General features: G+C 52.4%; 20 protein-coding genes and 7 tRNA genes. 4 read left to right on the forward strand and 23 right to left on the reverse strand.

From position 1 onward, the window contains the following. The first annotated feature begins 55 nt into the window (after window positions 1–55). Entirely contained in the window at window positions 56–538 is a 483-nt protein-coding gene (locus OGV75_RS11625) for a zinc ribbon-containing protein (protein ID WP_003022748.1), read from the forward strand. Between the two features lie 45 nt (window positions 539–583). Here OGV75_RS11625 and rihA read toward each other — a convergent pair whose 3' ends face one another. From rihA to miaB, 10 genes are all read right to left on the reverse strand, one after another. Continuing rightward, window positions 584–1,519 (reverse strand): pyrimidine-specific ribonucleoside hydrolase RihA, encoded by a 936-nt coding sequence (gene rihA / locus OGV75_RS11630; RefSeq protein ID WP_149330246.1) that lies wholly within the window; start codon window positions 1,517–1,519, stop codon window positions 584–586. Window positions 1,520–1,635: 116 nt separating this feature from the next. Next, window positions 1,636–2,361, reverse strand: a complete 726-nt coding sequence (gene gltL / locus OGV75_RS11635; protein ID WP_003022754.1) for a glutamate/aspartate ABC transporter ATP-binding protein GltL — start codon at window positions 2,359–2,361, stop codon at window positions 1,636–1,638. After that, window positions 2,361–3,035, reverse strand: a complete 675-nt coding sequence (gene gltK, locus OGV75_RS11640; protein ID WP_003022757.1) for a glutamate/aspartate ABC transporter permease GltK — start codon at window positions 3,033–3,035, stop codon at window positions 2,361–2,363. Before gltK ends, gltL begins: the two co-directional genes overlap by 1 nt. After that, window positions 3,035–3,775, reverse strand: a complete 741-nt coding sequence (gltJ, locus tag OGV75_RS11645; protein ID WP_016152241.1) for a glutamate/aspartate ABC transporter permease GltJ — start codon at window positions 3,773–3,775, stop codon at window positions 3,035–3,037. The genes gltK and gltJ overlap by 1 nt, the downstream gene beginning before the upstream one ends. 288 nt (window positions 3,776–4,063) lie before the next feature. Continuing rightward, entirely contained in the window at window positions 4,064–4,972 is a 909-nt protein-coding gene (gltI, locus tag OGV75_RS11650) for a glutamate/aspartate ABC transporter substrate-binding protein GltI (RefSeq protein WP_104651705.1), read from the reverse strand. A 357-nt stretch (window positions 4,973–5,329) separates the two neighbouring features. Beyond that, on the reverse strand, window positions 5,330–6,868 hold the full coding sequence (gene lnt, locus OGV75_RS11655) for an apolipoprotein N-acyltransferase (RefSeq protein WP_094760687.1): 1,539 nt from the start codon (window positions 6,866–6,868) through the stop codon (window positions 5,330–5,332). 24 nt (window positions 6,869–6,892) lie between these two features. Then, on the reverse strand, window positions 6,893–7,771 hold the full coding sequence (gene corC, locus OGV75_RS11660) for a CNNM family magnesium/cobalt transport protein CorC (protein ID WP_005121418.1): 879 nt from the start codon (window positions 7,769–7,771) through the stop codon (window positions 6,893–6,895). A gap of 162 nt (window positions 7,772–7,933) precedes the next feature. Continuing rightward, window positions 7,934–8,401, reverse strand: coding sequence for an rRNA maturation RNase YbeY (ybeY, locus tag OGV75_RS11665; RefSeq protein WP_003835559.1), 468 nt, complete (start codon window positions 8,399–8,401; stop codon window positions 7,934–7,936). Beyond that, window positions 8,398–9,444, reverse strand: a complete 1,047-nt coding sequence (locus OGV75_RS11670) for a PhoH family protein (protein WP_019076268.1) — start codon at window positions 9,442–9,444, stop codon at window positions 8,398–8,400. Before OGV75_RS11670 ends, ybeY begins: the two co-directional genes overlap by 4 nt. Before the next feature lie 191 nt (window positions 9,445–9,635). Further along, a complete protein-coding gene (miaB, locus tag OGV75_RS11675) occupies window positions 9,636–11,066 on the reverse strand; it encodes a tRNA (N6-isopentenyl adenosine(37)-C2)-methylthiotransferase MiaB (RefSeq protein ID WP_016152245.1) in 1,431 nt (476 codons plus the stop codon). Between the two features lie 145 nt (window positions 11,067–11,211). Here miaB and ubiF point away from each other — a divergent pair, with 145 nt between their 5' ends. Then, window positions 11,212–12,387 (forward strand): 3-demethoxyubiquinol 3-hydroxylase, encoded by a 1,176-nt coding sequence (gene ubiF, locus OGV75_RS11680; RefSeq protein ID WP_200010811.1) that lies wholly within the window; start codon window positions 11,212–11,214, stop codon window positions 12,385–12,387. A gap of 103 nt (window positions 12,388–12,490) precedes the next feature. On the opposite strand, the gene OGV75_RS11685 is transcribed toward ubiF, so the two are convergent. The 12 genes from OGV75_RS11685 to nagB all read right to left on the reverse strand — a co-directional run bounded on the left by OGV75_RS11685 (window position 12,491) and on the right by nagB (window position 19,485). After that, window positions 12,491–12,565, reverse strand: a tRNA-Gln gene (locus OGV75_RS11685). 36 nt (window positions 12,566–12,601) lie between these two features. Continuing rightward, window positions 12,602–12,676 (reverse strand) — tRNA-Gln (locus tag OGV75_RS11690). Between the two features lie 43 nt (window positions 12,677–12,719). Beyond that, window positions 12,720–12,796: transfer RNA gene (locus tag OGV75_RS11695), tRNA-Met, on the reverse strand. 21 nt (window positions 12,797–12,817) lie between these two features. Next, a tRNA-Gln gene (locus tag OGV75_RS11700) sits at window positions 12,818–12,892 on the reverse strand. 37 nt (window positions 12,893–12,929) lie between these two features. Then, window positions 12,930–13,004 (reverse strand) — tRNA-Gln (locus OGV75_RS11705). Window positions 13,005–13,027: 23 nt separating this feature from the next. After that, a tRNA-Leu gene (locus OGV75_RS11710) sits at window positions 13,028–13,112 on the reverse strand. An 8-nt stretch (window positions 13,113–13,120) separates the two neighbouring features. After that, window positions 13,121–13,197, reverse strand: a tRNA-Met gene (locus tag OGV75_RS11715). A gap of 222 nt (window positions 13,198–13,419) precedes the next feature. After that, entirely contained in the window at window positions 13,420–15,084 is a 1,665-nt protein-coding gene (asnB, locus tag OGV75_RS11720; RefSeq protein ID WP_003835552.1) for an asparagine synthase B, read from the reverse strand. A 252-nt stretch (window positions 15,085–15,336) separates the two neighbouring features. Further along, complete coding sequence (nagD, locus tag OGV75_RS11725) at window positions 15,337–16,089, reverse strand: ribonucleotide monophosphatase NagD (protein ID WP_005121413.1); 753 nt, start codon at window positions 16,087–16,089, stop codon at window positions 15,337–15,339. Between the two features lie 157 nt (window positions 16,090–16,246). After that, window positions 16,247–17,467 carry a DNA-binding transcriptional regulator NagC gene (gene nagC / locus OGV75_RS11730; protein ID WP_016152247.1) on the reverse strand — a complete coding sequence of 407 codons (1,221 nt, stop codon included), beginning with the start codon at window positions 17,465–17,467 and terminating at the stop codon, window positions 16,247–16,249. An 8-nt stretch (window positions 17,468–17,475) separates the two neighbouring features. Then, window positions 17,476–18,624 (reverse strand): N-acetylglucosamine-6-phosphate deacetylase, encoded by a 1,149-nt coding sequence (gene nagA / locus OGV75_RS11735; RefSeq protein WP_032931096.1) that lies wholly within the window; start codon window positions 18,622–18,624, stop codon window positions 17,476–17,478. Window positions 18,625–18,684: 60 nt separating this feature from the next. Further along, on the reverse strand, window positions 18,685–19,485 hold the full coding sequence (gene nagB, locus OGV75_RS11740; RefSeq protein ID WP_003022803.1) for a glucosamine-6-phosphate deaminase: 801 nt from the start codon (window positions 19,483–19,485) through the stop codon (window positions 18,685–18,687). A gap of 342 nt (window positions 19,486–19,827) precedes the next feature. Here nagB and nagE point away from each other — a divergent pair, with 342 nt between their 5' ends. After that, on the forward strand, window positions 19,828–21,777 hold the full coding sequence (gene nagE / locus OGV75_RS11745; protein WP_016152249.1) for a PTS N-acetyl glucosamine transporter subunit IIABC: 1,950 nt from the start codon (window positions 19,828–19,830) through the stop codon (window positions 21,775–21,777). 187 nt (window positions 21,778–21,964) lie between these two features. Then, complete coding sequence (gene glnS / locus OGV75_RS11750) at window positions 21,965–23,632, forward strand: glutamine--tRNA ligase (RefSeq protein ID WP_016152250.1); 1,668 nt, start codon at window positions 21,965–21,967, stop codon at window positions 23,630–23,632. A gap of 58 nt (window positions 23,633–23,690) precedes the next feature. On the opposite strand, the gene OGV75_RS11755 is transcribed toward glnS, so the two are convergent. Further along, window positions 23,691–24,974: an ABC transporter substrate-binding protein gene (locus OGV75_RS11755; protein ID WP_046274598.1), complete on the reverse strand. Its 1,284-nt coding sequence runs from the start codon at window positions 24,972–24,974 to the stop codon at window positions 23,691–23,693. Window positions 24,975–25,004: the final 30 nt, after the last annotated feature.

Raw genomic sequence — 25,004 nt, forward strand, 5'->3', positions numbered from 1 at the left:
GTAGCGTAAATAACGTCTATTATTATAGACAGTTAACGACCCAGGAGGCGAAGCGATGAACAAGGTTGCTCAATATTACCGTGAACTGGTGGCTTCACTGAGTGAACGCCTGCGTAATGGCGAACGCGATATTGATGCGTTGGTGGAACAGGCGCGTCAGCGCGTTATGCAGACCGGGGAGTTAACGCGCACCGAGGTGGAAGAGCTCACCCGGGCCGTCAGACGCGATCTGGAAGAGTTTGCTCTGAGCTATGAAGAAAGCCTCGATGAGGAGACCGACAGCGTCTTTATGCGGGTTATCAAAGAGAGTATCTGGCAGGAACTGGCCGATATTACCGATAAAACGCAGCTCGAATGGCGCGAAGTGTTCCAGGACCTCAGCCATCACGGGGTTTATCACAGCGGCGAGGTGGTCGGGTTGGGCAATCTGGTCTGCGAGAAGTGCCACTTCCATTTAGCGGTGTACACTCCTGACGTGCTGCCGCTATGCCCGAAATGCGGACACGATCAGTTCCAGCGTCGACCGTTTGAGCCGTGATAATGTTGCCGGATGCGACGCGCTGCGTCTTATCCGGCCTACGCATTAGGCGTAAAACTTCAACCGTTCTGCCAGCAGATCGACAAAACCTTCGCGATCCACGTCCACCATTACGGTGGCGTTTGGCTTATTGCCGCTCAGGAAGTAGTAGTCAACCACGGTCATTCCCTGGGTGTATTTGCCCTGAGTTTCCACACCAACCCAGCGTTCAACGGTGGTAAACAGTTCAGGTTTCAGCAGCCAGGCAATGGTGCATGGATCGTGCAGCGGCGCGCCAATGAATCCCCATTTTTCATCTTTGTGATATTCAAAGAAGAAGTCGAGTAGTTCAGCAACGATTGTCGAAATGGGATTGCCGATAGCGCGGAACCGTTCGGTATCTTCACGATGTATTTGCGCTTTATGCGTGACATCCAGTCCAGCCATCACCACCGGAATGCCCGACTGGAACACGATCTCAGCGGCTTCTGGATCCACGAAGATGTTGAACTCGGCGGCGGGCGTCCAGTTTCCGAGGCCCATTGCACCACCCATGATCACGATACGGGCAATTTTGGTGTGCAGTTCAGGATGGCTATTCAGTAGCAATGCCACGTTAGTTTGCGGCCCGGTGGAGACAATCGTCACCGGTTCCTGACTGTTACGCAGGGTTTTCGCCATCAATTCCACGGCGGTGCAGTCCTGTGGAGCAAAAGCGGGTTCAGGCAGCGCCGGGCCATCAAGCCCGCTCTCACCGTGGACGTTATCGGCAATTATCAGGTCGCGCATCAGCGGTTTGACTGCGCCACCGGCCACTGGGATATCCGTACGGTTGAGCAACGTTAACATACGCAATACGTTACGCAGCGTTTTGTCGGGGGTCTGGTTACCGGCAGAGGAGGTTATCGCTTTCACATCCAGTTCAGGTGAAGCGAGGGCGAGAACAATTGCGATAGCGTCGTCATGACCTGGATCGCAATCAAACAGGATAGGAAGTGCCATTGTTGCTCCTTGTAAGTGGGACTTTGTGACAAGGTTAACGCTGGGCTGTGCCTGTTTCGAGAAGTGAAGAGATAAATCGTGAGGTGGCGCGCACATGGAGGTGCGCGCCAGCAAAATTAGTGCAGGATTTTCGCGAGGAAGTCTTTGGCACGGTCTGATTTTGGATTAGCGAAGAACTCTTCTTTCGGTGAGTCTTCAACAATCTTCCCTTCATCCATGAAGATCACCCGGTTCGCCACTTTACGCGCAAAGCCCATTTCGTGGGTAACCACCATCATGGTCATCCCTTCATTGGCCAGTTCAACCATGACGTCCAGTACTTCGTTGATCATTTCTGGGTCGAGCGCTGACGTCGGTTCGTCAAACAGCATGGCGATAGGATCCATGCACAGCGCCCGGGCGATGGCGACACGCTGTTGCTGGCCCCCGGAGAGCTGAGCTGGAAACTTCTCGGCATGCGCTGACAGACCAACGCGTTCCAGTAACTTTTGCGCCTTGTCGCGGGCCGGCTTTTTATCGCGTTTAAGCACTTTTACCTGCGCCAGAGTCAGGTTCTCAATAATCGACAGATGCGGGAACAGTTCAAAGTGCTGGAACACCATGCCAACGCGAGAGCGCAGTTTGGCCAGATCGGTCTTTTTATCATTCACCACGGTACCATCAACGGTGATGACGCCCTGTTGTACCGGCTCCAGCCCGTTCACCGTTTTGATAAGTGTTGATTTACCTGAACCTGACGGGCCGCAGACCACCACCACTTCACCTTTTTTCACTTCCGTGGAGCAGTCGGTCAGCACCTGAAAGTGACCATACCATTTAGAAACATTTTTCAGGGTAATCATTAAACTGTCCTTTTCTTCAAATAGCTGACCAACAACGATGCGCTCAGACTGAATACAAAATAAACGGCGCCAGCAAACAGGATCATTTCAACCTGCGTGCCGTCACGCTCGCCAATGGTGGAGGCGGTACGGAAGAAGTCTGCCAGACTCAATACATAGACCAGCGAGGTATCCTGGAAGAGTACGATGCCCTGGGTAAGCAGCAGCGGCACCATCGCGCGAAATGCCTGCGGCAGAATGATGAGCTTCATCGACTGCCAATGGGTCATCCCCAGCGCCAGCGCGGCACTGGACTGCCCGCGAGAAATACTCTGGATACCGGCGCGGATAATCTCGGAATAGTACGCGGCTTCAAACATCGAAAATGCGACCATCGCTGATATCAGGCGAATATCGGTTTTTGGCGACAGACCTAGCACGTTTTGCAGGAAGCCGGGCACAATCAGGTAGAACCACAGCAGCACCATCACCAGCGGAATGGAGCGGAATACGTTGACGTAGCCCTTCGCAAACCAGGCAATTGGCGCGAAGCTGGACAGACGCATTACTGCAAGGATGGTCCCCCAGACGATACCAATGACGACTGCCGTGACGGTGATTTTCAGCGTGATGATCAGCCCATCCAGCAGATACGGCAGGGAAGGGACGATAGAACTCCAGTCAAATTCGTACATTATTTGCCTCCCAAATTGCCAGGCAGGCGGATTTTGCGTTCGACGAGATTCATCACCAGCATGATGACGGCGTTAATCAGTACGTAGGCCAGAGTGATGGCCGTAAACGATTCCCATGCGTGGGCGGAGTAATCCAGTAGTTTACCCGCTTGCGCAGCCATATCGACTAGGCCGATAGTGGAGGCGATCGCGGAGTTCTTTACCAGGTTCATCATCTCTGAGGTCATTGGCGGAACAATCACGCGGTAAGCGTTTGGCAGCAGAACATAGCGGTAGGCCTGCGGCAACGTCAGCCCCATCGCCAGCGCGGCATTTTTCTGCCCGCGAGGCAGAGACTGAATAGCGGCACGAACCTGTTCGCAGACGCGCGCAGCGGTAAACAGCCCCAGACAAAGCATGGATGAGAGGAAGAACTGAATGTTGGGATCCAGTTCTGACTTGAACCACATCCCGATGTTTTCCGGCAGCAGTTCAGGAATGACCAGATACCAGGTAAAAAACTGGACGATGAGCGGAACGTTACGAAACAGCTCGACGTACAGCGTGCCGATCCCGGAAAGGAAACGATTTGGTACGGTACGTAAGATGCCGAATAAAGAGCCGATGAGGAAAGCGATAACCCAGGCGGTGATAGATAACGCGACAGTGACCTGGAAACCACTCCAGAGCCAGCCGAGATAGGTGGTGTTGCCGAACGGGGCTTGTTGTAAAAAAATACCCCAGTTCCAGTCTATAGACATAAATCTACTCCAGAAAAAAAAGGGTAGCAGCGCTACCCCCGAAGATTGTTATTCAGCGTTTTGCGGTTTTCAGGCCTGATGGGGAACGACCATCAGGCTTATAGTCTGTCCGTGCTGAGTAGCAATCGAGAGGGAGGGGAAGCCTCCCTGATTACACTTCATCCTTCAAGATATCTCGTTGTTGGCTGCCTTTATTCATCCCGGTTACTTACTCATGTAAGCGCCCGGGAATTCGCTCAGTTGCCGCCTCGATATAACTTGAAAGGTTTTGTGTACTCTTCTAATTAATTAGTTAAGCGCTTTATCATTCGGTTCTTTGAACAGGGCTTTCATCTCGTCTGACAGTTCGAAATTCATGTTCAGGTTCTTCGGTGGAATTGGATTTTTAAACCACTTATCAAACCATTTCTCAGCTTCGCCTGAGGTCTGCGCTTTGGAGATAGTGTCATCCATCAGCTTTTTGAACTGAGGGTCATCTTTACGCAGCATGCAGCCGTAAGCTTCCTGAGACTGCGGCTTGCCGACGATCTCCCAGTTGTCTGGTTTCTTCGCCTTCGCGCGCTCGCCAGCCAGCAGGGCGTCATCCATCATAAAGGCAACGGCGCGGCCGCTTTCCAGAGTACGGAAAGAGTCACCGTGGTCTTTCGCGCTGATGATGCGCATATCCATTTTTTGCTCTTCATTCAGCTTGTGCAGCAGCACCTCTGAGGTGGTACCCGAAGTCACGACTACGGCTTTACCTTTCAGATCGGCGAAATCTTTGACGTCGCCGCCTTTTTTCGCCAGCAGACGAGTACCAACAACGAAAATGGTGTCAGAGAAAGCCGCTTGTTTTTGGCGCTCGACGTTGTTGGTGGTGGAGCCACATTCAAAGTCGAAGGTGCCGTTTTGCAGCAGCGGGATACGGTTTTGTGAAGTAATCGGGATCAGTTTCACCTGCAGGTCAGGCTTGTTCAGTTTTTTCTTCACGGCTTCAACGATCGCGTTGGAGTAATCCTGTGAATAACCGACCACTTTTTGCTGGTTATCGTAGTAAGAAAACGGTACCGATGATTCACGGTGGCCGACCACAATCACGCCGTTTTTGGCGATCTTGTCCAGCGTGCTGCCTGCCGCTGGTGCTGCGTCTTCTGCGTGCGCCAGACCGGCGGACATTCCCATGACCAGCATGGCAGTGGCGAGCTTACGTAATTGCATATCCAACTCCTTTATCGTCTGCGCCAGGGACGCATTGATACCCATTGTGATGTTGTTATTGTTTGCTACTGAAACGTGCAGTCTTGTATATGTTTGTTAACATTTAGTTTGGATGAATGTAAAGAATTTGCTGTTTTATTGTTTATTTTTGCGAAGTGCGCCGCACCATTTGGGGGCAAAAATATCTTGTTGCACTTTTCAGGTGCTACCGGCGCTCAACGTTGGTGCGACCAGGTTGCACATTCAGCCAAAACTGCATTTGTCTTGTAGAACAAAGCAATAGACGTGCCAGAATGGGGAGCGGGAAATGTTTTGTGGGCCGGATAAGCGAAACGTTATCCGGCCGGGAAAGGAAGGTTACTTACGACGCTGGCGCAGGCTCATTACCACCGCACCAAAGCCAAACAGCGCGGTCAGCAGCCAGAGCGGCCAGTTACCGGTACGGGCATAAGGGGTTAAGCCCGTTGTTGGCGTCACGCTGGTGGTCAGGACCTGACGGGTAAACTGCGGGATCATCGCCTGAATCTCACCCTGTGGACCAATCACCGCCGTAATACCGTTGTTGGTGCTACGCAGCAGAGGGCGCGCCAGCTCGAGGGAACGCATACGCGCCATCTGGAAGTGCTGCCACGGGCCGATGGATTTACCAAACCAGGCATCGTTGGAAATCGTCAGCAGGTAGTCCGTATCCGGGCGGAAATTATCCCGTACCTGTTCGCCAAGAATGATTTCATAGCAGATGGCAGCCGTCAGCTTAAAGCCGTGCGCATGCAGCTGTGGCTGCACATAAGGCCCACGGCTGAAAGACGACATTGGCAGGTCAAAGAACGGCGCTAACGGGCGCAGGATCGATTCCAGCGGGACGAACTCGCCAAACGGTACCAGATGGTTTTTGTTGTAGCGGTTGCTGGAGTCGTAACTGTACGGGCTGTCTTTACCCAGCGTGATGATGGTGTTGTAGGTGTCGTAACGATTCTGCTTGTTCAGACGTGCGTCAACGATACCGGTAATCAGCGTGCTGTTTTTCGATCTCAGCAGGTCATCCATCATGCCCAGAAAACGCTGCTGATTAATTTCCAGGTCCGGGATAGCGGATTCTGGCCAGATGATCAGCTGTGATTTGCCCATCTCAGGCTGGGTGGCGTCGAGATAAATCTTCAGGGTGTTGAGTAACTGACCTTCATCCCATTTGAGCGACTGCGGAATGTCGCCCTGCACCATCGAGACCTGAGTGGTTTTTTCCGGCTCAAGCGTGTACCACTGGATATAGCGCAGCGGAAAGGGCAGAGCAAAGAGCACTAGCGCGGCAATCAGCGGCTTCCAGTTACGCGTCACCAGCGCCAGCGCCAGAAGGCCGCTAACCACCATCAGCAGGAAGTTAATCGCCTCAACGCCCATCACCGGAGCCAGCCCTTTTAACGGACCGTCGATCTGACTGTAGCCGAACTGTAGCCACGGAAAGCCGGTCAGTACCCAGCCGCGCAGGAATTCGGTTATTTGCCAGACGACCGGCGCGGCAATCGCCACGCGTATCCAGGTGGTTTTCGGCCACAGACGCGCCAACACGCCGGCAAACAGGCCGGTGTAGAGGGAAAGGTATGCGGCAAGCAGAACCACGAGGAACACATTAATGGGGCCCGGCATACCGCCAAACTGCGCGATGCTGACGTAAACCCAGTTGATGCCGGAGCCAAACAGCCCCAATCCCCAGAAGTAGCCGATTGCGGCAGACTGGAGCGGACGGCGATTGAAGGTAAGAGCCTGCAGGCCCATCAGCGAAACGATCGCAGCGGGCCAGATGTCATACGGAGAGAAAGCCAGCGTCCCGCAGGCACCGAATAATAACGCCAGCAGCAGGCGAATGCGCTGGCGTTCAATTAATGGGGCAAATGCCATGTAGTCTTAGATCCAGTTTCGGGTTTATTCGTCCAGTTTGGGCTGGGGTGAGTCGTCCGGAATTCTGACATGAACCTGAATAATACGACGGCTGTCGGCCATTGCCACTTTGAACTGGTAACCATCAATGTCGATAGTCTCCCCGCGCGCGGGCAGATGACCAAAGGCCTGCATGACCAGCCCGCCGATGGTATCTACTTCTTCGTCGCTAAAATGGGTACCGAAAGCGTCGTTGAAGTCTTCAATCGGCGCCAGAGCGCGAATGGTCCAGGTGTGGCGACTGAGCTGACGGAAATCGATATCGTCTTCTTCGTCGTACTCATCTTCAATTTCACCCACGATCAGTTCAAGGATGTCCTCAATGGTCACCAGACCTGAGACACCGCCGAATTCGTCGATGACGATAGCCATATGATAACGCTGGGAGCGGAACTCTTTCAGCATGCGGTCAACTCGCTTGCTTTCAGGTACGACAACCGCCTGGCGTAACACTTTCTCCATGCTGAAGGCTTCGGCATCGCTGCGCATAAACGGCAGCAGATCTTTGGCCATCAGAATCCCTTCAATGTGATCTTTGTCTTCGCTGATCACCGGGAAACGCGAGTGGGCAGACTCGATAATGACATCGAGACATTCGTCCAGGGTCTGGTTGCGTTTCAGGGTAATCATCTGAGAGCGAGGGATCATGATGTCGCGCACGCGTTGGTCCGCAATATCCATCACCCCTTCGAGCATATCGCGCGTATCTTCATCGATAAGGTCGTTTTGCCCGGAATCACGGATCAGCTCCAACAGTTCGTCGCGGTTTTTTGGTTCACCGTGGAAAAGTTGGCTCAGTAACAGGGAGAAAAATCCCTTTTTGCTGTTTAAGGTGTCACTACTGTGTGAATTGTCGTCGCTCATGGCGTCGTATGGGTTCTCATGTTAGTTAATACAAAGCTCGTCATGCGTATATTCAGCTGTTGACGGCATGTCTCTTCATCGTACTTCAAACCAGGTAAGCCGGATAAGGCGCAATACCTGATGGCGGCTGCGCCTTATCAGGCTTACAAGATTTCGAAATGCTTATTCTTTCTCGGCAATGTACGGATCCTCATAGCCCAGAGCAAGCATAATCTCTGTTTCTAGGGATTCCATCTCTTCCGCTTCATCGTCTTCGATATGGTCGTAACCGAGTAAATGCAGGCTACCGTGCACCACCATGTGCGCCCAGTGGGCCTCAAGCGGTTTGCCTTGTTCCTGCGCTTCTTTCTCGACTACCTGACGGCAGATGATCAAATCGCCCAGCAGCGGCATTTCAATGCCCGGCGGGGCTTCAAACGGGAAAGAGAGTACGTTGGTTGATTTATCTTTCCCGCGATAGGTCAGGTTCAGCTCGTGGCTTTCCGCGTCATCGACCAGACGAATGGTAACTTCAGACTCTTCCTGAAACTGTGGGATCACCGCATCCAGCCAACCCTGAAACTGACTTTCTGTTGGTAAACCAGATTCGTCTTCACATGCCAGCTGTAAATCGAGAATAACCTGACTCATTTTTGTTCCTGCTCCTGAGCTTCGCGCTTGCGTTCTGCAGCCAGCTCGGCTTTGCGTTTCTGTTCTGCTTCTTCCCAGGCTTCATACGCCGTGACGATACGGGCGACCACCGGGTGGCGAACCACGTCTTCGCTATGGAAGAAATTAAAACTAATTTCGTCGACTTCAGCCAGTACTTCAATGGCATGACGCAGACCGGATTTGGTGCTTCGCGGCAGGTCAATCTGGGTGATATCGCCGGTGATAACCGCTTTGGAGTTAAAGCCGATACGGGTCAGGAACATTTTCATCTGTTCGATGGTGGTGTTCTGGCTCTCATCAAGAATGATGAACGCATCGTTTAACGTACGACCGCGCATGTAGGCCAGGGGCGCAACTTCAATGACGTTACGCTCAATCAGCTTTTCGACCTTCTCAAACCCGAGCATTTCGAACAGTGCGTCATACAGCGGTCGTAAGTAGGGATCGACTTTCTGGCTGAGGTCACCCGGCAGGAAGCCGAGTTTTTCGCCCGCTTCCACTGCCGGACGGGTCAGCAGAATTCGACGGATCTCCTGACGCTCAAGCGCATCGACCGCAGCGGCAACCGCAAGATACGTTTTACCCGTACCCGCAGGGCCAACGCCAAAGGTGATGTCGTGGTCGAGGATATTCGCAATGTATTGTGCCTGGTTCGGCGTACGCGGCTTAATTACCCCGCGTTTGGTTTTGATGTTCACCGCTTTGCCAAATTCCGGCACGCTGTCTGCGCTTTGCTCAAGCACTCGCGCTTCTTTAATTGCCAGATGAATTTGTTCAGGCTCAATGTCCTGCGTCTGACCGCGCATTGGGGCAGTATCGACGTACAGGCTACGTAAAATATCTGCCGCCGCGGTGACGCAAATTGGGCGACCGGTCAGCTTAAAGTGGTTATCACGGCGGTTAATTTCGATGCCGAGGCGACGTTCCAGCTGCTTGATGTTGTCATCAAATGGGCCGCAAAGGCTCAACAGGCGGGCATTGTCTGCGGGTTCAAGTGTGATTTCACGAGTGTCTATGTTCAAACTGTTCCTCTTTTGCATGTCTTGCCGGACGCTGAACATTTACCGGCATCTAAGGAAATTATTCACGCCATGGGGGAAAGGCGCAAGCATTGCGATAAATATGGGGATGATGAGGTAGATTACAAGGCCCGCCGGGGCAGCGAGCCCAGAAGAGTAAGCCCGACAAGCGTAGCGCCATCGGGCATTGAAGATTAAGGCTGATAAATACCGACGCCCAGATCGTTTTCTTTGCGGGTACGCGCAATAACTGACTCAGGGGATTCAGCGATGCGCAGACCCATTTCGTCTTCGGTGCGCACCACTTTACCGCGCAGGGAGTTCGTCCAGACATCGGTAATTTCTACATCCACGAACTTACCGACCATTTCCGGGTTGCCTTCAAAGTTCACCACTCGGTTATTTTCGGTACGGCCAGACAGTTCCATGATGCTTTTACGCGATGTGCCTTCAACCAGAATGCGCTGGGTCGTGCCAACCATGCGACGGCTCCAGGCCATGGCTTGCTGGTTAATACGCTCCTGCAGAATATACAGGCGCTGTTTTTTCTCTTCTTCCGGCACGTCGTCAACCATATCGGCGGCAGGGGTGCCAGGACGCGCAGAGAAGATAAAGCTGTAGCTCATGTCAAAATTGACGTCTGCAATCAACTTCATGGTCTGCTCGAAATCCTGCGTGGTTTCGCCAGGGAAGCCAACGATGAAGTCGGAGCTAATCTGGATATCCGGACGCGCTGCGCGCAGTTTGCGGATGATCGCTTTATATTCCAGCGCGGTATGGGTGCGCCCCATCAGGTTCAGTACGCGATCTGAACCGCTCTGAACCGGCAGGTGCAGGAAGCTCACCAGTTCTGGCGTGTCACGATACACTTCAATGATATCATCGGTGAATTCGATCGGATGGCTAGTGGTGAAGCGGATACGGTCAATGCCATCGATCGCCGCGACCAGCCGCAGCAGATCGGCAAAAGATCCGATCGTGCCGTCGTAGTTCTCACCGCGCCAGGCGTTCACGTTTTGTCCCAGCAGGTTCACTTCACGCACGCCTTGCGCCGCAAGCTGGGCGATTTCAAACAGGATATCGTCCGCCGGACGGCTTACTTCCTCACCGCGGGTGTATGGCACCACGCAGTAAGTACAATATTTATTACAACCTTCCATGATTGACACGAATGCGCTTGGACCTTCAGCACGCGGTTCCGGTAGGCGGTCGAATTTTTCGATCTCCGGGAAACTAATATCAACCACCGGGCTACGGGTGGTGCTTCCACGCACTTTGTTGATCATTTCCGGCAGACGATGCAGGGTTTGCGGCCCAAAAATAATATCGACATAGTGCGCGCGTTGGCGAATATGGTCGCCTTCCTGAGACGCAACACAGCCACCGACACCGATGATCAGCTTGGGGTTTTTCTCTTTTAACAGCTTCCAGCGGCCCAACTGATGGAAGACTTTTTCCTGAGCCTTCTCACGGATAGAGCAGGTATTCAGCAGCAGCACATCCGCTTCTTCGGCCACGTCGGTCAGTTGATACCCATGGGTGGCATCCAGCAGATCGGCCATCTTCGATGAATCGTATTCGTTCATCTGACAGCCCCAGGTTTTAATATGGAGTTTTTTGGTCATCGACTTGCTCTTGCGAAATTGTGGCTGAAATGCAGGGCGCATAGTGTACTGCTTTGGCGCGGTTGTGACCAGTATGACGGATGTCAGCCTCAAGGGGTAAAAAATCCTGTAAACTTACACAATACATGTAACAGGATAATTGACCATGACAAATCAACCAACGGAAATTGCCATTGTCGGCGGGGGGATGGTCGGCGGCGCGCTGGCGCTAGGACTGGCGCAGCATGGATTTACGGTAACGGTCATTGAGCATGCCGTTCCCGCGCCGTTTGTGGCTGACGGACCGCCAGATGTCAGAATTTCGGCCATCAGCTCCGCCTCCGTGTCGTTACTGAAAGGGCTGGGCGTCTGGGATACGGTTCAGGGGATGCGCAGCCATCCTTACCGTCGTCTGGAAACGTGGGAATGGGAAAATGCCCATGTGATGTTTGATGCCGCCGAGCTTAAGCTGCCCTTGCTGGGCTATATGGTGGAAAACACGGTCCTGCAACAGGCGCTCTGGCAGGCTCTGGACGTTCACCCCAAAGTCACGCTGCGCGTGCCTGCGTCGCTAATCTCTCTGCATCAACATAACGATCGGCATGAGCTTGAGCTGGCTGGTGGCGAAAAAATCAGCGCGAAGCTGGTCATTGGCGCCGATGGCGCAAATTCTCAGGTGCGGAAAATGGCCGGGATTGGTATCCATGCCTGGCAATATGCGCAGTCCTGTATGTTGATAACCGTACAATGCGAGAATTCGCCGGGAGACAGCACCTGGCAGCAATTCACCCCTGACGGTCCGCGCGCATTTTTACCGCTGTTTGATAACTGGGCCTCGCTGGTGTGGTACGACTCACCGGCGCGTATCCGTCAGTTGCAAGGTTTGAATATGTCGCAACTGCAGGCGGAGATCGCCAAACATTTCCCATCGCGACTCGGTAACGTTACGCCTGTGGCAGCGGGGGCATTCCCGCTAACGCGCCGTCACGCGCTGCAATATGTGCAGCCAGGACTGGCGCTGGTGGGTGACGCCGCGCATACCATTCATCCGCTGGCGGGGCAGGGCGTTAATTTGGGGTTCCGTGATGTGGATGCGCTGATTGACGTGCTGGTGAATGCGCGCAGCTACGGTGAGTCCTGGGCAAGTCAGCCGGTGCTGAAGCGCTATCAGAACCGTCGCATGACTGACAATTTCATCATGCAAAGCGGCATGGATCTGTTCTACGCAGGATTTAGCAACAACCTGCAGCCGCTGCGTATCATGCGTAATATTGGGCTAATGGCCGCAGAGCGCGCCGGCGTGCTGAAACGCCAGGCACTCAAGTACGCGTTAGGATTGTAATTCAGACAGGCCTACAGAGAACGTTGTAGGCCTGGTAAGCGTAGTGCCATCAGATAATAAATGCAGAAAAGCAAAAAGCTCGCCGAAGCGAGCTTTTTTAATATGGCTGGGGTACGAGGATTCGAACCTCGGAATGCTGGTATCAGAAACCAGAGCCTTACCGCTTGGCGATACCCCAACGGGTGCATCCACAGAATGGACGGCTTTTTGAAATTGGCTGGGGTACGAGGATTCGAACCTCGGAATGCTGGTATCAGAAACCAGAGCCTTACCGCTTGGCGATACCCCAACAATTTTTTGGATTTACCGAACGAGTCGATACGTCCTTAATATGGTGGCTACGACGGGATTCGAACCTGTGACCCCATCATTATGAGTGATGTGCTCTAACCAGCTGAGCTACGTAGCCAGATATTATCATATTCTTCGATGGCTGGGGTACCTGGATTCGAACCAGGGAATGCCGGTATCAAAAACCGGTGCCTTACCGCTTGGCGATACCCCAATGACCGTTGCGGTGAACCGCTACATCGAAGAAAAAATGGCTGGGGTACCTGGATTCGAACCAGGGAATGCCGGTATCAAAAACCGGTGCCTTACCGCTTGGCGATACCCCATCCGTGCAACGCTTACGGGTGAATGGTGCGGGAGGCGAGACTTGAACTCGCACACCTTGCGGCGCCAGAACCTAAATCTGGTGCGTCTACCAATTTCGCCACTCCCGCAAAAAAGATGGTGGCTACGACGGGATTCGAACCTGTGACCCCATCATTATGAGTGATGTGCTCTAACCAGCTGAGCTACGTAGCCATCTTTTTTTCGCGTAACCTTATCGGCGTTGCGGGGCGCATTATGCGTATTGAGCCTTGAAGCGTCAACCCCTTTTTCATTGAAAATAGCTGGAATGTGACTGTTTGGTTAGGTTGCGAACAGCATGACGCAATATTCGGCAATTATTAGTTATTAATTGTTTTTTTGCACAGAAAATAGACATAAAAAAGAGCCCCGCAGGGCCCTTTTCTAAGGATTAACTTATTTATAAGCGGACTGATGTACGCCAACCGCACGACCAGAAGGATCGTTCATGGTTTTAAACGCCTCATCCCATTCAATTGCTTTGGCAGAAGAACAGGCAACAGACGGCCCGCCAGGCACACATTCCGCAGCGCTCGCAACCGGGAACAGCTCTTCGAAAATCTCACGGTACAAATACGCTTCTTTAGATGATGGCGTGTTGTAAGGGAAACGGAAGCTGGCGGTTTCCAGTTGTTGGTCAGAAACTTGCTCAGCGGCCACCTCTTTCAGGGTATCAATCCAGCTGTAACCGACACCATCGGAGAACTGCTCTTTCTGACGCCATGCAACGCTTGCTGGCAGGTAGGATTCAAAACATTCACGCAGAACATGTTTTTCCATTTTGCCGTTGCCGCACATTTTGTCCTGCGGGTTGATGCGCATCGCCACATCAAGGAATTTCTTATCCAGGAAGGGCACGCGAGCTTCCACTCCCCAGGCCGACATAGCTTTGTTGGCACGGGCACAGTCGAACATATGCAGCGCCTGCAGCTTACGCACGGTCTCTTCGTGCAGCTCTTTTGCATCTGGTGCTTTGTGGAAATAGAGATAGCCGCCAAATACTTCGTCAGAACCTTCGCCCGACAGCACCATTTTAATGCCCATCGCTTTAATTTTACGCGACATTAAGTACATCGGGGTCGAGGCGCGAATCGTCGTAACATCGTAAGTTTCGATGTGATAAATCACGTCGCGGATAGCATCCAAACCTTCCTGCACGGTGAAGTGGATCTCATGGTGTACAGTACCCAGATGGTTCGCCACCTCTTGTGCGGCTTTCAGGTCTGGAGCGCCTTCCAGGCCTACGGCGAAGGAGTGCAACTGCGGCCACCAGGCTTCGCTACGCTCCTGATCTTCAACACGACGCGCGGCGTATTTTTTGGTGATTGCGGAAATGACGGATGAATCCAGACCGCCGGACAGCAATACACCATAAGGAACATCTGACATCAGGTGGCTTTTCACTGCATCTTCCAGTGCCTGACGCAGCTCGTTTTTATCGGTAACGTTGTCTTTTACCGCATCGTATTCAAACCAGTCGCGCTGGTAGTACTGACGAATTTCGCCGTCTTTACTCCATAAATAGCTCCCGGCCGGGAATTCTTTGATCGTGCGACACACGGGAACCAGGGCTTTCATTTCAGACGCAACGTAGAAGTTACCGTGCTCGTCGTAACCCATATACAGCGGGATGATCCCGATATGATCGCGACCGATCAGGTAAGCGTCCTGCTCGCTGTCGTACAGAGCAAAAGCAAACATGCCTTGCAGGTCATCCAGAAACTCTGGGCCTTTTTCCTGATACAGCGCAAGGATAACTTCGCAGTCGGAACCGGTCTGGAACTGATAGCGATCGCCGTATTCAGCGCGCAGCGCCTGATGGTTATAAATTTCACCGTTAACCGCCAGGATATGCGTTTTCTTCACGTTGTACAGCGGCTGAGCACCGGCGTTGACGTCGACGATGGACAGACGTTCGTGCGCCAGAATGGCGTTATCACTGGCGTAAATACCCGACCAGTCCGGGCCGCGATGGCGCATCAGACGAGACAATTCCAGGGCTTTTTTACGCAGTTCAACTGCGTCAGTTTTAATATCGAATACGCCAAAAATAGAACACATAACCTTCTCCGTTAACCTGTTGCGTGATGCTTTTTATGTTTGCTTGATAAAGAAAATGCCGCAAAGCTGGAGAGGGCGCAAGTGAATTACGGGTCAGAAAATAAAAAACGCAATGGTCATTGTGGATTGGTGAAAAAAGATTACGGAATAGACGGGTTTATTAATGAATCGATAATTTTATGGCGGTTTTATTAAATGGAAGGATTTCTTCTGGCCGGATATGACGCGGGAGCGTCTTATCCGGCTTACGCATCAAATCACATCAATTTCCGCAACGGACGGGTAAATCCAGCTTGGTCTGAACGGCATGCTGTCAATGTCGTCGAGCGTCGAAACGCCAGACAATACCAGGATGGTCTCGAGACCCGCCTGGAAGCCCGCCAGAATATCGGTACGCAGGTTGTCGCCAACGATAACGGTCTCTTCCGAATGCGCCTGCATTTTGTTGAGCGCCGCGCGAATAATCCACGGGCTGGGTTTGCCCACATAAAACGGCTTGCGGCCAGAGATTTTTTCGATACCGGCGCACAGCGCACCGCAGGCAGGATAAAAACCGCGTCCGTGAGTATCCGGGTTTGTGGCGATGAAACGCGCACCGTTGGCCACAAAATATGCCGCTTTATGCATCATGTCCCAGTTATAGGATCGCGTCTCGCCAACAATCACAAAATCGGGGTTCACGTCAGTAATAGTAAACCCGGCTTTATACAGCTCGTGAATTAACGCACCTTCACCTACCACGTAGGCCTTTTTCCCTTCCTGGCGGCGAAGAAAATCAGCGGTAGCCATGGCGGAAGTATAAAAGACGCTATCAGGGACATTCACACCCGCGGTGGCGAAGCGGTTTGCCAAATCCTGTCCGGTCTGTGAAGGATAGTTAGTCAGCAAAACTAACGGCAGGCCTTTTTCCAGGATCCCAGTCAGAAATTCTGCCGCACCCGGTACGGCAACATTGTCGTGCATCAGCACGCCGTCGATATCACAAATTACATTCTTAATGGCCATGGACAATCCGACATCAAAAAAAGAAGGCATTACTATACACAAAATACACTAAATCATTCGAGTTGCATCAAGGCGGCACAAGTCTGAGAACCCCGGGAGCTTACTGAAGTAAGTGACTGGGGTGAGCAGATGCAGCTAACGCAGAGGCTGCTTGGTATTAGCTTTCCAGCAAACGTTGCAGCAATGTACCGTTGAGCATCGCACGCTTCACCAGCGCAAAGGCGCCAATGGCTGAACGGTGATCCAGCGTGGAACGAACCACCGGTAAATTGTGGCGAAACGCTTTCAACGCCTGCGTGTTGATACAGCTTTCTATAGCAGGCAGCAGCACTTTGTCAGCCTCGGTAATCTCGCCCGCAATGACGATTTTTTGTGGGTTAAACAGGTTGATGGCGATGGCGATGGTTTTACCCAGGTGACGACCAACGTGCTCAATGACTTCTGATGCCAGGTTATCGCCTTTATTAGCCGCCTTACAGATGGCTTTAATGCCGCAATCATCCAGCGTGAGTCGGCTTGGATAACCCTGTTTCAATAAGTTCTGCACGCGGTGTTCAATAGAGGCATTGGCGGCAATTGTTTCCAGACAGCCGAAATTACCGCAGTGACAGCGCTCACCCAGCGGCTCTACCTGAATATGGCCAATCTCACCCACGTTGCCATTGCGACCAATAAAAATTCGGCCATTGGAGATGATTCCCGCCCCGGTTCCGCGGTGAACACGCACCAAAATGGAGTCTTCGCAATCCTGGCTTGCCCCGAAATAGTGCTCGGCCAGCGCCAGACTGCGAATATCGTGACCGACAAAGCAGGTGACCTTAAAGCGTTTTTCGAGTGCTTCGACCAGCCCCCAGTTTTCGACCTGAATGTGCGGCATATAGCGGATGACGCCGCTTTCAGGATCAACCAGGCCTGGCAGAATGACGGAAATCGCAACCAGCTCGCGGATTTTCCGCTGGCAGTTCTCAATAAAGGTGGCAATGGTGTTGAGCAGCGCATACTCCAGCGTTTCCTGGGTGCGCTCCGGGAGGGGATAATGCTCTTCAGCGACCACTTTACTGCTCATATCATAGAGCGTGAGCGTAGTATCGTGGCGGCCCAGGCGTACGCCAATCGCGTGGAAATTGCGGGTTTCGGTGACGATAGAGATAGCGCGGCGGCCCCCGGTGGAGGCCTGCTGATCGACTTCTTTGATCAGCCCGCGTTCAATCAATTGACGCGTAATTTTCGTTACGCTGGCGGGGGCAAGCTGGCTTTGCTCGGCAATTTGAATTCGTGAGATTGGCCCATGCTGGTCAATCAGGCGATAAACCGCCGCGCTGTTAAGCTGTTTTACGAGATCAACATTACCTATTTGAGCTTGTCCGCCTGGTGTCATTCTTTCTCTTACTCAGTAACGACCTCGTTGCCATTAACGATGGTCTTGATAATTTTAAAGTCGTGCGTGAACGCAGTCAGGTTGGCTACTTTGCCTGGCGCGATGCTGCCGAGTTGTTTGTCGACGCCAATGGCGCGAGCAGGGTAGAGCGTTGCCATACGTAAGACTTCGTCGAGAGCGATATTCGCATGTTCGACCAGATTGCGTACGCCTTCAATCATGGTTAATGATGAGCCGCTCAGTGTACCGTTCTCATCAACGCACAATCCATTACGGTAGTATATTGTTTTACCAGCGAAAATGAACTGTTCAATGTTTGCACCTGCTGGTGCGGTTGCGTCGGTGACCAGGCACAGCTTGTCGCCTTTCAGGCGTTTGGCATTACGAATGTTAACGTAATCAACGTGGAGGCCATCGGCGATGATACCGCAGTAGATATCGGCTTCATCAAGAATAGCGCCCGCCAGACCTGGTTCGCGACCGGTAATGTACGGCATCGCGTTGAACAGATGCGTCGCAAAGGTGATACCTGCGCGGAACCCGATTTTTGCTTCTTTTACCGTTGCATTTGAGTGACCCGCAGAAACCACAATACCCGCATTCACCAGCTTGGTAATGACCTCTACCGGGACCATTTCTGGCGCCAGCGTTACTTTGGTGATCACATCGGCATTATTGCACAGGAAATCAACCAGCGCAGCGTCCGGTTGACGGACAAATCCCGGATTATGGGTGCCTTTTTTCACCAGATTCAGCCACGGACCTTCCAGATGAAGCCCTAGTGCCTGATTTGGGTGTTTCGCCAGGTATTCACGCATGACGCGAACGCCTTGTTTCATCAGGTCATCGCTGGTGGTGATAAGCGTTGGCAGGTAGCTGGTGCAGCCAGATTTTTCATTGGCTTTCTGCATGATTTCCAGCGTTTCAACGGTCACGGCTTCTGCCGTATCGTTAAACTGTACGCCGCCGCAGCCGTTTAGCTGTACATCGATAAAACCGGGGGAAACAATGGCCCCATTCAGTGAGCGCTGTTCAATTCCTGACGGTAACTCAGCCAGTGGGCAAACGCTGTCAATCAGGCCATTGGCGACAACAATCGCATGGTCATCAAGAATTTCGTGACCGGTAAAAATCCGGCCCTGGGTTAAAGCATACATTCCGACCCCCGATTTCAAAAAATGCCGCCCTGCAACTTATCGACAGGGCGGAGACATCAATTACAGACCTTTAATATTTTCCGCTTCTAACTCGTTAAAGTATTTCAGCGTCTTCACTTTCAGTTCCATGGTGGAAGGCTCATCGCAGACCACAACGGCTTTCGGATGCAGCTGCAGACAGCTGATGGTCCACATATGGTTAACGTTGCCTTCAACGGCGGCTTGCAGCGCCTGCGCTTTCTGGTGGCCCAGTACCAGGATCATCACTTCTTCGGCATCCAGCAGGGTGCCCACGCCAACGGTCAGCGCATATTTAGGCACCTGGCTTACGTCGCCGTCAAAGAAGCGTGAGTTCGCAACACGCGTGTCGTGAGTCAGCGTTTTGATGCGGGTACGGGAAGCCAAAGAAGAGGCTGGTTCGTTGAACGCGATGTGACCATCGTTGCCTACGCCGCCCATAAACAGGTGGATTTTACCGTAAGAACGGATTTTCTCTTCATACTGACGGCATTCTGCATCAATATCCGGTGCGTTACCATTGAGGAGGTTGATGTTTTCTGCTGGAATATCAACGTGATCAAAGAAGTTGCGATGCATGAAGCTATGGTAGCTTTCCGGATGCTCTTTCGGCAGGCCAACATATTCGTCCATATTGAACGTTACAACATGCTTGAAGCTTACCTGGCCCGCTTTGTGCATTTCAACCAATGCTTTGTAGGCTGTCAGCGGAGTACCGCCAGTCGGCAGGCCCAAAACGAACGGACGATCAGCCGTTGGTTTGAACGCGTTAATACGGTTAACGATATGGCGAGCAGCCCATTTGCCGACTTGTTCAGCGGTATTCAGGGGGATCAGTCTCATTCTTCACCTCAAAAGTAAATGTAAGCAATTGGCGGATTGAGTCTCTGTGCAGTATTAAGCGTAACCTGGTTTTGCATCGGTAAGGATCAATCCGTTTCGATTTTTTGAATGATAAAATAAGTTTTCGTAGTTAGCCAGTGTAAGGGAGGGTTAATAACGATATTTGGTGACTGGAATCACAAAAAACACGCATTTAATTTGCGATACGAATTAAATTTTCACACACTCTGAATGTAGATGAATGGTTAATATTGTTGTTCCAGAATCTTGCTGTCAGGAATGGTCGCACAATAAAAATATGGCTTCAAAGAAGCCTAATCGGGGTCTCGTAGGGGGAATAAAATGAATATTTTAGGTTTTTTCCAGCGGCTGGGTAGGGCGTTACAGCTCCCCATCGCTGTGCTGCCAGTCGCGGCACTGCTGCTGCGATTCGGCCAACCAGATTTACTTAACGTACCCTTCATCGCGCAAGCGGGTGGGGCCATCTTTGATAACCTGGCGTTAATTTTCGCTATCGGTGTGGCTTCCAGCTGGTCAAAAGACAGTGCGGGTGCTGCAGCGCTGGCGGGTGCGGTCGGTTATTTCATATTGACCAAAGCAATGGTTACCATTAACCCGGCCATCAATATGGGCGTGCTGGCAGGTATCATCACTGGTCTGGTCGGCGGTGCGGTATATAACCGTTGGTCTGGTATCAAACTACCTGACTTCCTGAGCTTCTTTGGCGGCAAACGCTTCGTGCCGATCGCCACTGGCTTCTTCTGTCTGGTGCTGGCTGCTATCTTCGGCTACGTGTGGCCGCCGGTGCAGAACGCCATCCATGCGGGAGGTGAGTGGATCGTGGGCGCTGGCGCGCTGGGTTCCGGTATCTTTGGTTTCATCAACCGTCTGCTGATCCCAACCGGTCTGCATCAGGTGCTGAACACCATCGCCTGGTTCCAGATTGGTGAATTCACTAACGCTGCAGGTACCGTATTCCACGGTGACATCAACCGCTTCTACGCGGGTGACGGCACTGCGGGTATGTTCATGTCTGGCTTCTTCCCGATCATGATGTTTGGTCTGCCGGGTGCGGCGCTGGCAATGTACTTCGCCGCTCCGAAAGCACGTCGTCCGATGGTTGGCGGTATGCTGTTGTCCGTTGCGATCACCGCGTTCCTGACCGGTGTTACCGAGCCGCTGGAATTCCTGTTCATGTTCCTGGCGCCATTGCTGTACCTCCTGCACGCACTGTTAACGGGTATCAGCCTGTTCGTTGCAACACTGCTGGGGATCCACGCGGGCTTCTCCTTCTCCGCAGGTGCTATCGACTACGTGTTGATGTACAACCTGCCGGCGGCGAGTCAGAACGTCTGGATGCTGGTCGTGATGGGCCTGGTGTTCTTCGTCATTTACTTTGTGTTGTTCAGCGCGGTTATTCGTATGTTTAACCTGAAAACGCCGGGCCGTGAAGATAAAGAAGACGATATCGTTACTGAAGAAGCGAACAGCAACACTGAAGAAGGTCTGGCTCAACTGGCAACCAACTACATTGCAGCAGTTGGCGGTACCGATAACCTGAAAGCGATTGATGCCTGTATCACTCGTCTGCGTCTGACCGTTGCCGACTCCGGTCGCGTAAATGATGCGATGTGTAAACGTTTAGGCGCATCTGGAGTGGTTAAGCTGAACAAGCAAACTATCCAGGTCATCGTGGGTGCGAAGGCCGAATCTATCGGCGACGAAATGAAGAAAGTTGTCGCGCGTGGCCCGGTGGCTGCAGCGTCTGGTGAAAGTGCGCCAGCAGCAGCGGCTCCGGTTGCTAAACCGCAAGCTGTAGCGAACGCTGTAACCGTTGAAACTTTAGTTTCTCCGATTACCGGTGACGTGGTTGCGCTGGAGCAGGTACCTGATGAAGCCTTCGCCAGCAAAGCTGTAGGCGACGGTGTGGCGGTGAAGCCAACGGATAAAATCGTGGTTGCTCCGGCTGCCGGTACCATCGTGAAAATCTTCAACACTAACCATGCGTTCTGTCTGGAAACCGTTAAAGGCGCGGAAATCGTGGTCCACATGGGTATCGATACAGTAGCGCTGGAAGGTAAAGGCTTTAAGCGTCTGGTTGAAGAAGGTGCGGAAGTGACTGCAGGTCAACCGATTCTGGAAATGGATCTGGAGTTCCTGAACGCCAACGCACGTTCCATGATTAGCCCGGTTGTGTGCAGCAACAGCGATGATTTCGGTGCTCTGGTCATTAAAGCCGAAGGTCATGTGGTTGCTGGTCAAACACCACTGTATGAGATTAAAGGTAAATAACTGCTCCTGAGTAAAGTGAGTTAAGTGCCTTAAGCGGCGGGGGATATTCCTCCGCCGCTTTTTTTTGCAGCAAATATCCACATATATCCTGTTGAAACACCTTTTTTGTGCAACAAATAGTTGTCTCCTGACGTCGCTTATAAGATCATGTTCCGTTATACGTTGTTTACGCTTTGAGGAATCCACGATGAGTGAGGCTGAAGCCCGCCCGAGTAACTTTATTCGTCAGATCATCGATGAAGATCTGGCCAGTGGTAAGCACACCACTATCCATACACGTTTTCCGCCGGAGCCAAATGGCTATCTGCACATTGGCCACGCGAAATCCATTTGTCTGAACTTTGGCATTGCGCAAGATTACCAGGGCCAGTGCAACCTGCGTTTTGATGATACGAACCCGGTTAAAGAAGATATCGAGTACGTTGAGTCGATTAAAAACGACGTTGAATGGTTAGGTTTCCACTGGACTGGCGATATTCGCTACTCTTCGGATTACTTCGATCAGCTTCACGCCTATGCGGTAGAGCTTATTAATAAAGGCCTGGCGTACGTTGATGAACTGTCAGCGGAGGAGATCCGCGAATACCGCGGCACTCTGACGCAGCCAGGTAAAAACAGCCCGTTCCGCGATCGTAGCGTCGAAGAGAACCTGGCACTGTTCGAAAAAATGCGTACCGGTGGTTTTGAAGAAGGTAAAGCCTGCCTGCGCGCGAAAATCGATATGGCTTCGCCGTTTATCGTGATGCGTGATCCGGTGCTGTACCGTATTAAGTTCGCCGAACACCACCAGACCGGCAACAAGTGGTGCATCTACCCGATGTACGATTTTACCCACTGCATCAGCGATGCGCTGGAAGGCATTACGCATTCACTGTGTACGCTGGAGTTCCAGGATAACCGTCGTTTGTACGACTGGGTGCTGGACAACATCACCATTCCGGTTCACCCGCGCCAGTACGAATTCTCGCGCCTGAATCTGGAATACACCGTGATGTCCAAGCGTAAGCTGAACCTGCTGGTGACCGACAAGCACGTTGAAGGCTGGGACGATCCGCGTATGCCGACGATTTCTGGCCTGCGTCGTCGTGGTTATACTGCTGCCGCTATTCGTGAGTTCTGCAAACGCATTGGCGTGACCAAGCAGGATAACACCATTGAGATTGCTTCTCTGGAGTCCTGCATTCGCGAAGATCTGAACGAAAACGCCCCGCGCGCGATGGCAGTTATCGATCCGGTGAAACTGGTTATCGAAAACTACCCGCAGGGCGAAAGCGAGCTGGTTACCATGCCTAACCATCCGAACAAACCGGAAATGGGCAGCCGTGAAGTGCCGTTTAGCGGTGAAATTTGGATCGATCGCGCAGACTTCCGCGAAGAAGCGAACAAGCAGTACAAGCGTCTGGTGATGGGCAAAGAAGTACGTCTGCGCAATGCTTACGTGATCAAGGCTGAACGTGTAGAGAAAGATGCAGAAGGGAATATCACCACCATTTTCTGCACCTACGATGCCGACACCCTGAGCAAAGATCCGGCTGATGGTCGTAAAGTAAAAGGTGTTATTCACTGGGTGAGCGCGTCCCATGCGCTGCCGATTGAAATCCGTTTGTACGATCGTCTGTTTAGCGTGCCAAACCCAGGTGCGGCGGAAGACTTCCTGTCCGTTATCAACCCGGAATCGCTGGTCATTAAGCAGGGCTACGGTGAGCCGTCACTGCAGGCTGCGATTGCAGGTAAAGCGTTCCAGTTTGAGCGTGAAGGCTATTTCTGCCTGGACAGCCGCTATGCAACGGCTGACAAGCTGGTATTTAACCGCACTGTAGGTCTGCGCGATACGTGGGCTAAAGTCGGCGAGTAATTCCTGCCACACTGCCTCAAACGCTGCCAACGCGACGTTTGAGGCGGATTTTTCTGTTTTACTTATGCTGCATTAACGCCTGAACCCGCTGCTGGCTGCGTTCCAGCACCACCGATGTCTCCTGCTTACCTACCGTCGCCTGATTGACCATTTCACTGAGGATCATGGAGCCGGTAATATCCCCCATCCGCGTAAAGTTCTTCTCGCCGACCGATCCAAAGACCTGCATATTCGGGTACTGGGCAATCAGCTGTTCAGGGAGAGTTCCAAAGACTTTGACGGCAGGGTTGTCCTTCCAGCTGACGTTTTGCGCGGCGGCCTTCGTCACCGGCAGCATCGCCCCCGGAGACATCAATACCCAGTCAGCCGCGTTCTGCGCCTGTCCCATAAAGCTGACAAATTTTTCGGCGGCTTTTGTCTCTGCCTCAGTCTGACCGGTCGTGAGCGTTAATGATGTGATAACGCCAAATACGGCAGGTGATTTTTCGCTCGGCACGACAAAGCCTAAATCCGCCAGTGAACCATCCTGATAAATCGCTGGCAGGATGTAGGTCGAATAGACCGCCATCGGCGCGGTGCCGTTCATAAAGGCGTCTTTGATCTCTGTTACGTTGTTCGAGCCAGGCATGGTATAGCGGGCCAGTTCGCGATAATAGTTCAGCGAGGCCTGCATTTCCGCTGAGTTAACCGTGATGTCGCCGTTTGCGTTGAACACATTGGCACCGTTTGAAAGTGCGAACTGGGAGAAGGTTTGTTCGCTCATGACGCTTTCAGCCGTCGGCAGCGCGATGCCATATTTTTTACTGGTGCTGTCGGTCAGCCTGCGTGCCGCTTCCAGCAGCTGCGTCCAGTTTTTGGGTTCGTCGATTCCTGCTTTAGCCAGTACCGATTTCCGATACCAGACTCCCTGTAGCCAGGCGCTGATCGGCACGCCGGTATAGGCCGTTCCGTCTTCGGTACGAACAATACGCAGCACGCCGTCGTAGAAGGCGCTTTCGCCTTGCCTGTCGATCAGCGTTTTCACCGCTTTGTGGTCGATAAGCTGCTCTTTATCCATGACTTTGGCATAGTCATGGCTGACCTCGACGACCTCCGGCAGTGATCCTGAGCGGGCAAGGGTAATGATTTTGGTATTATAGGCATCCTCTTCGACGGGAACCTGCTTCACAATAATATCCGGATTCTCTTGCTGAAAGCGGTTGATGATCCCGGCAATGACGGTCTGGCGCTCCTGCTCAACGGCGGAGTGCATAAATTCGATGGTCACCTGCTGCGGTTTATCCTCACAGCCTGAAAGCAAAACGGCGGTTACCAGCGCCAGCATTGTTTTTGGTATGTTCATTTTTAATCCCTTGTTGTCGTCCATTTCCGT

It is taken from the genome of Citrobacter sp. Cb028, assembly GCF_030336705.1.
GTDB lineage: Bacteria > Pseudomonadota > Gammaproteobacteria > Enterobacterales > Enterobacteriaceae > Citrobacter > Citrobacter braakii.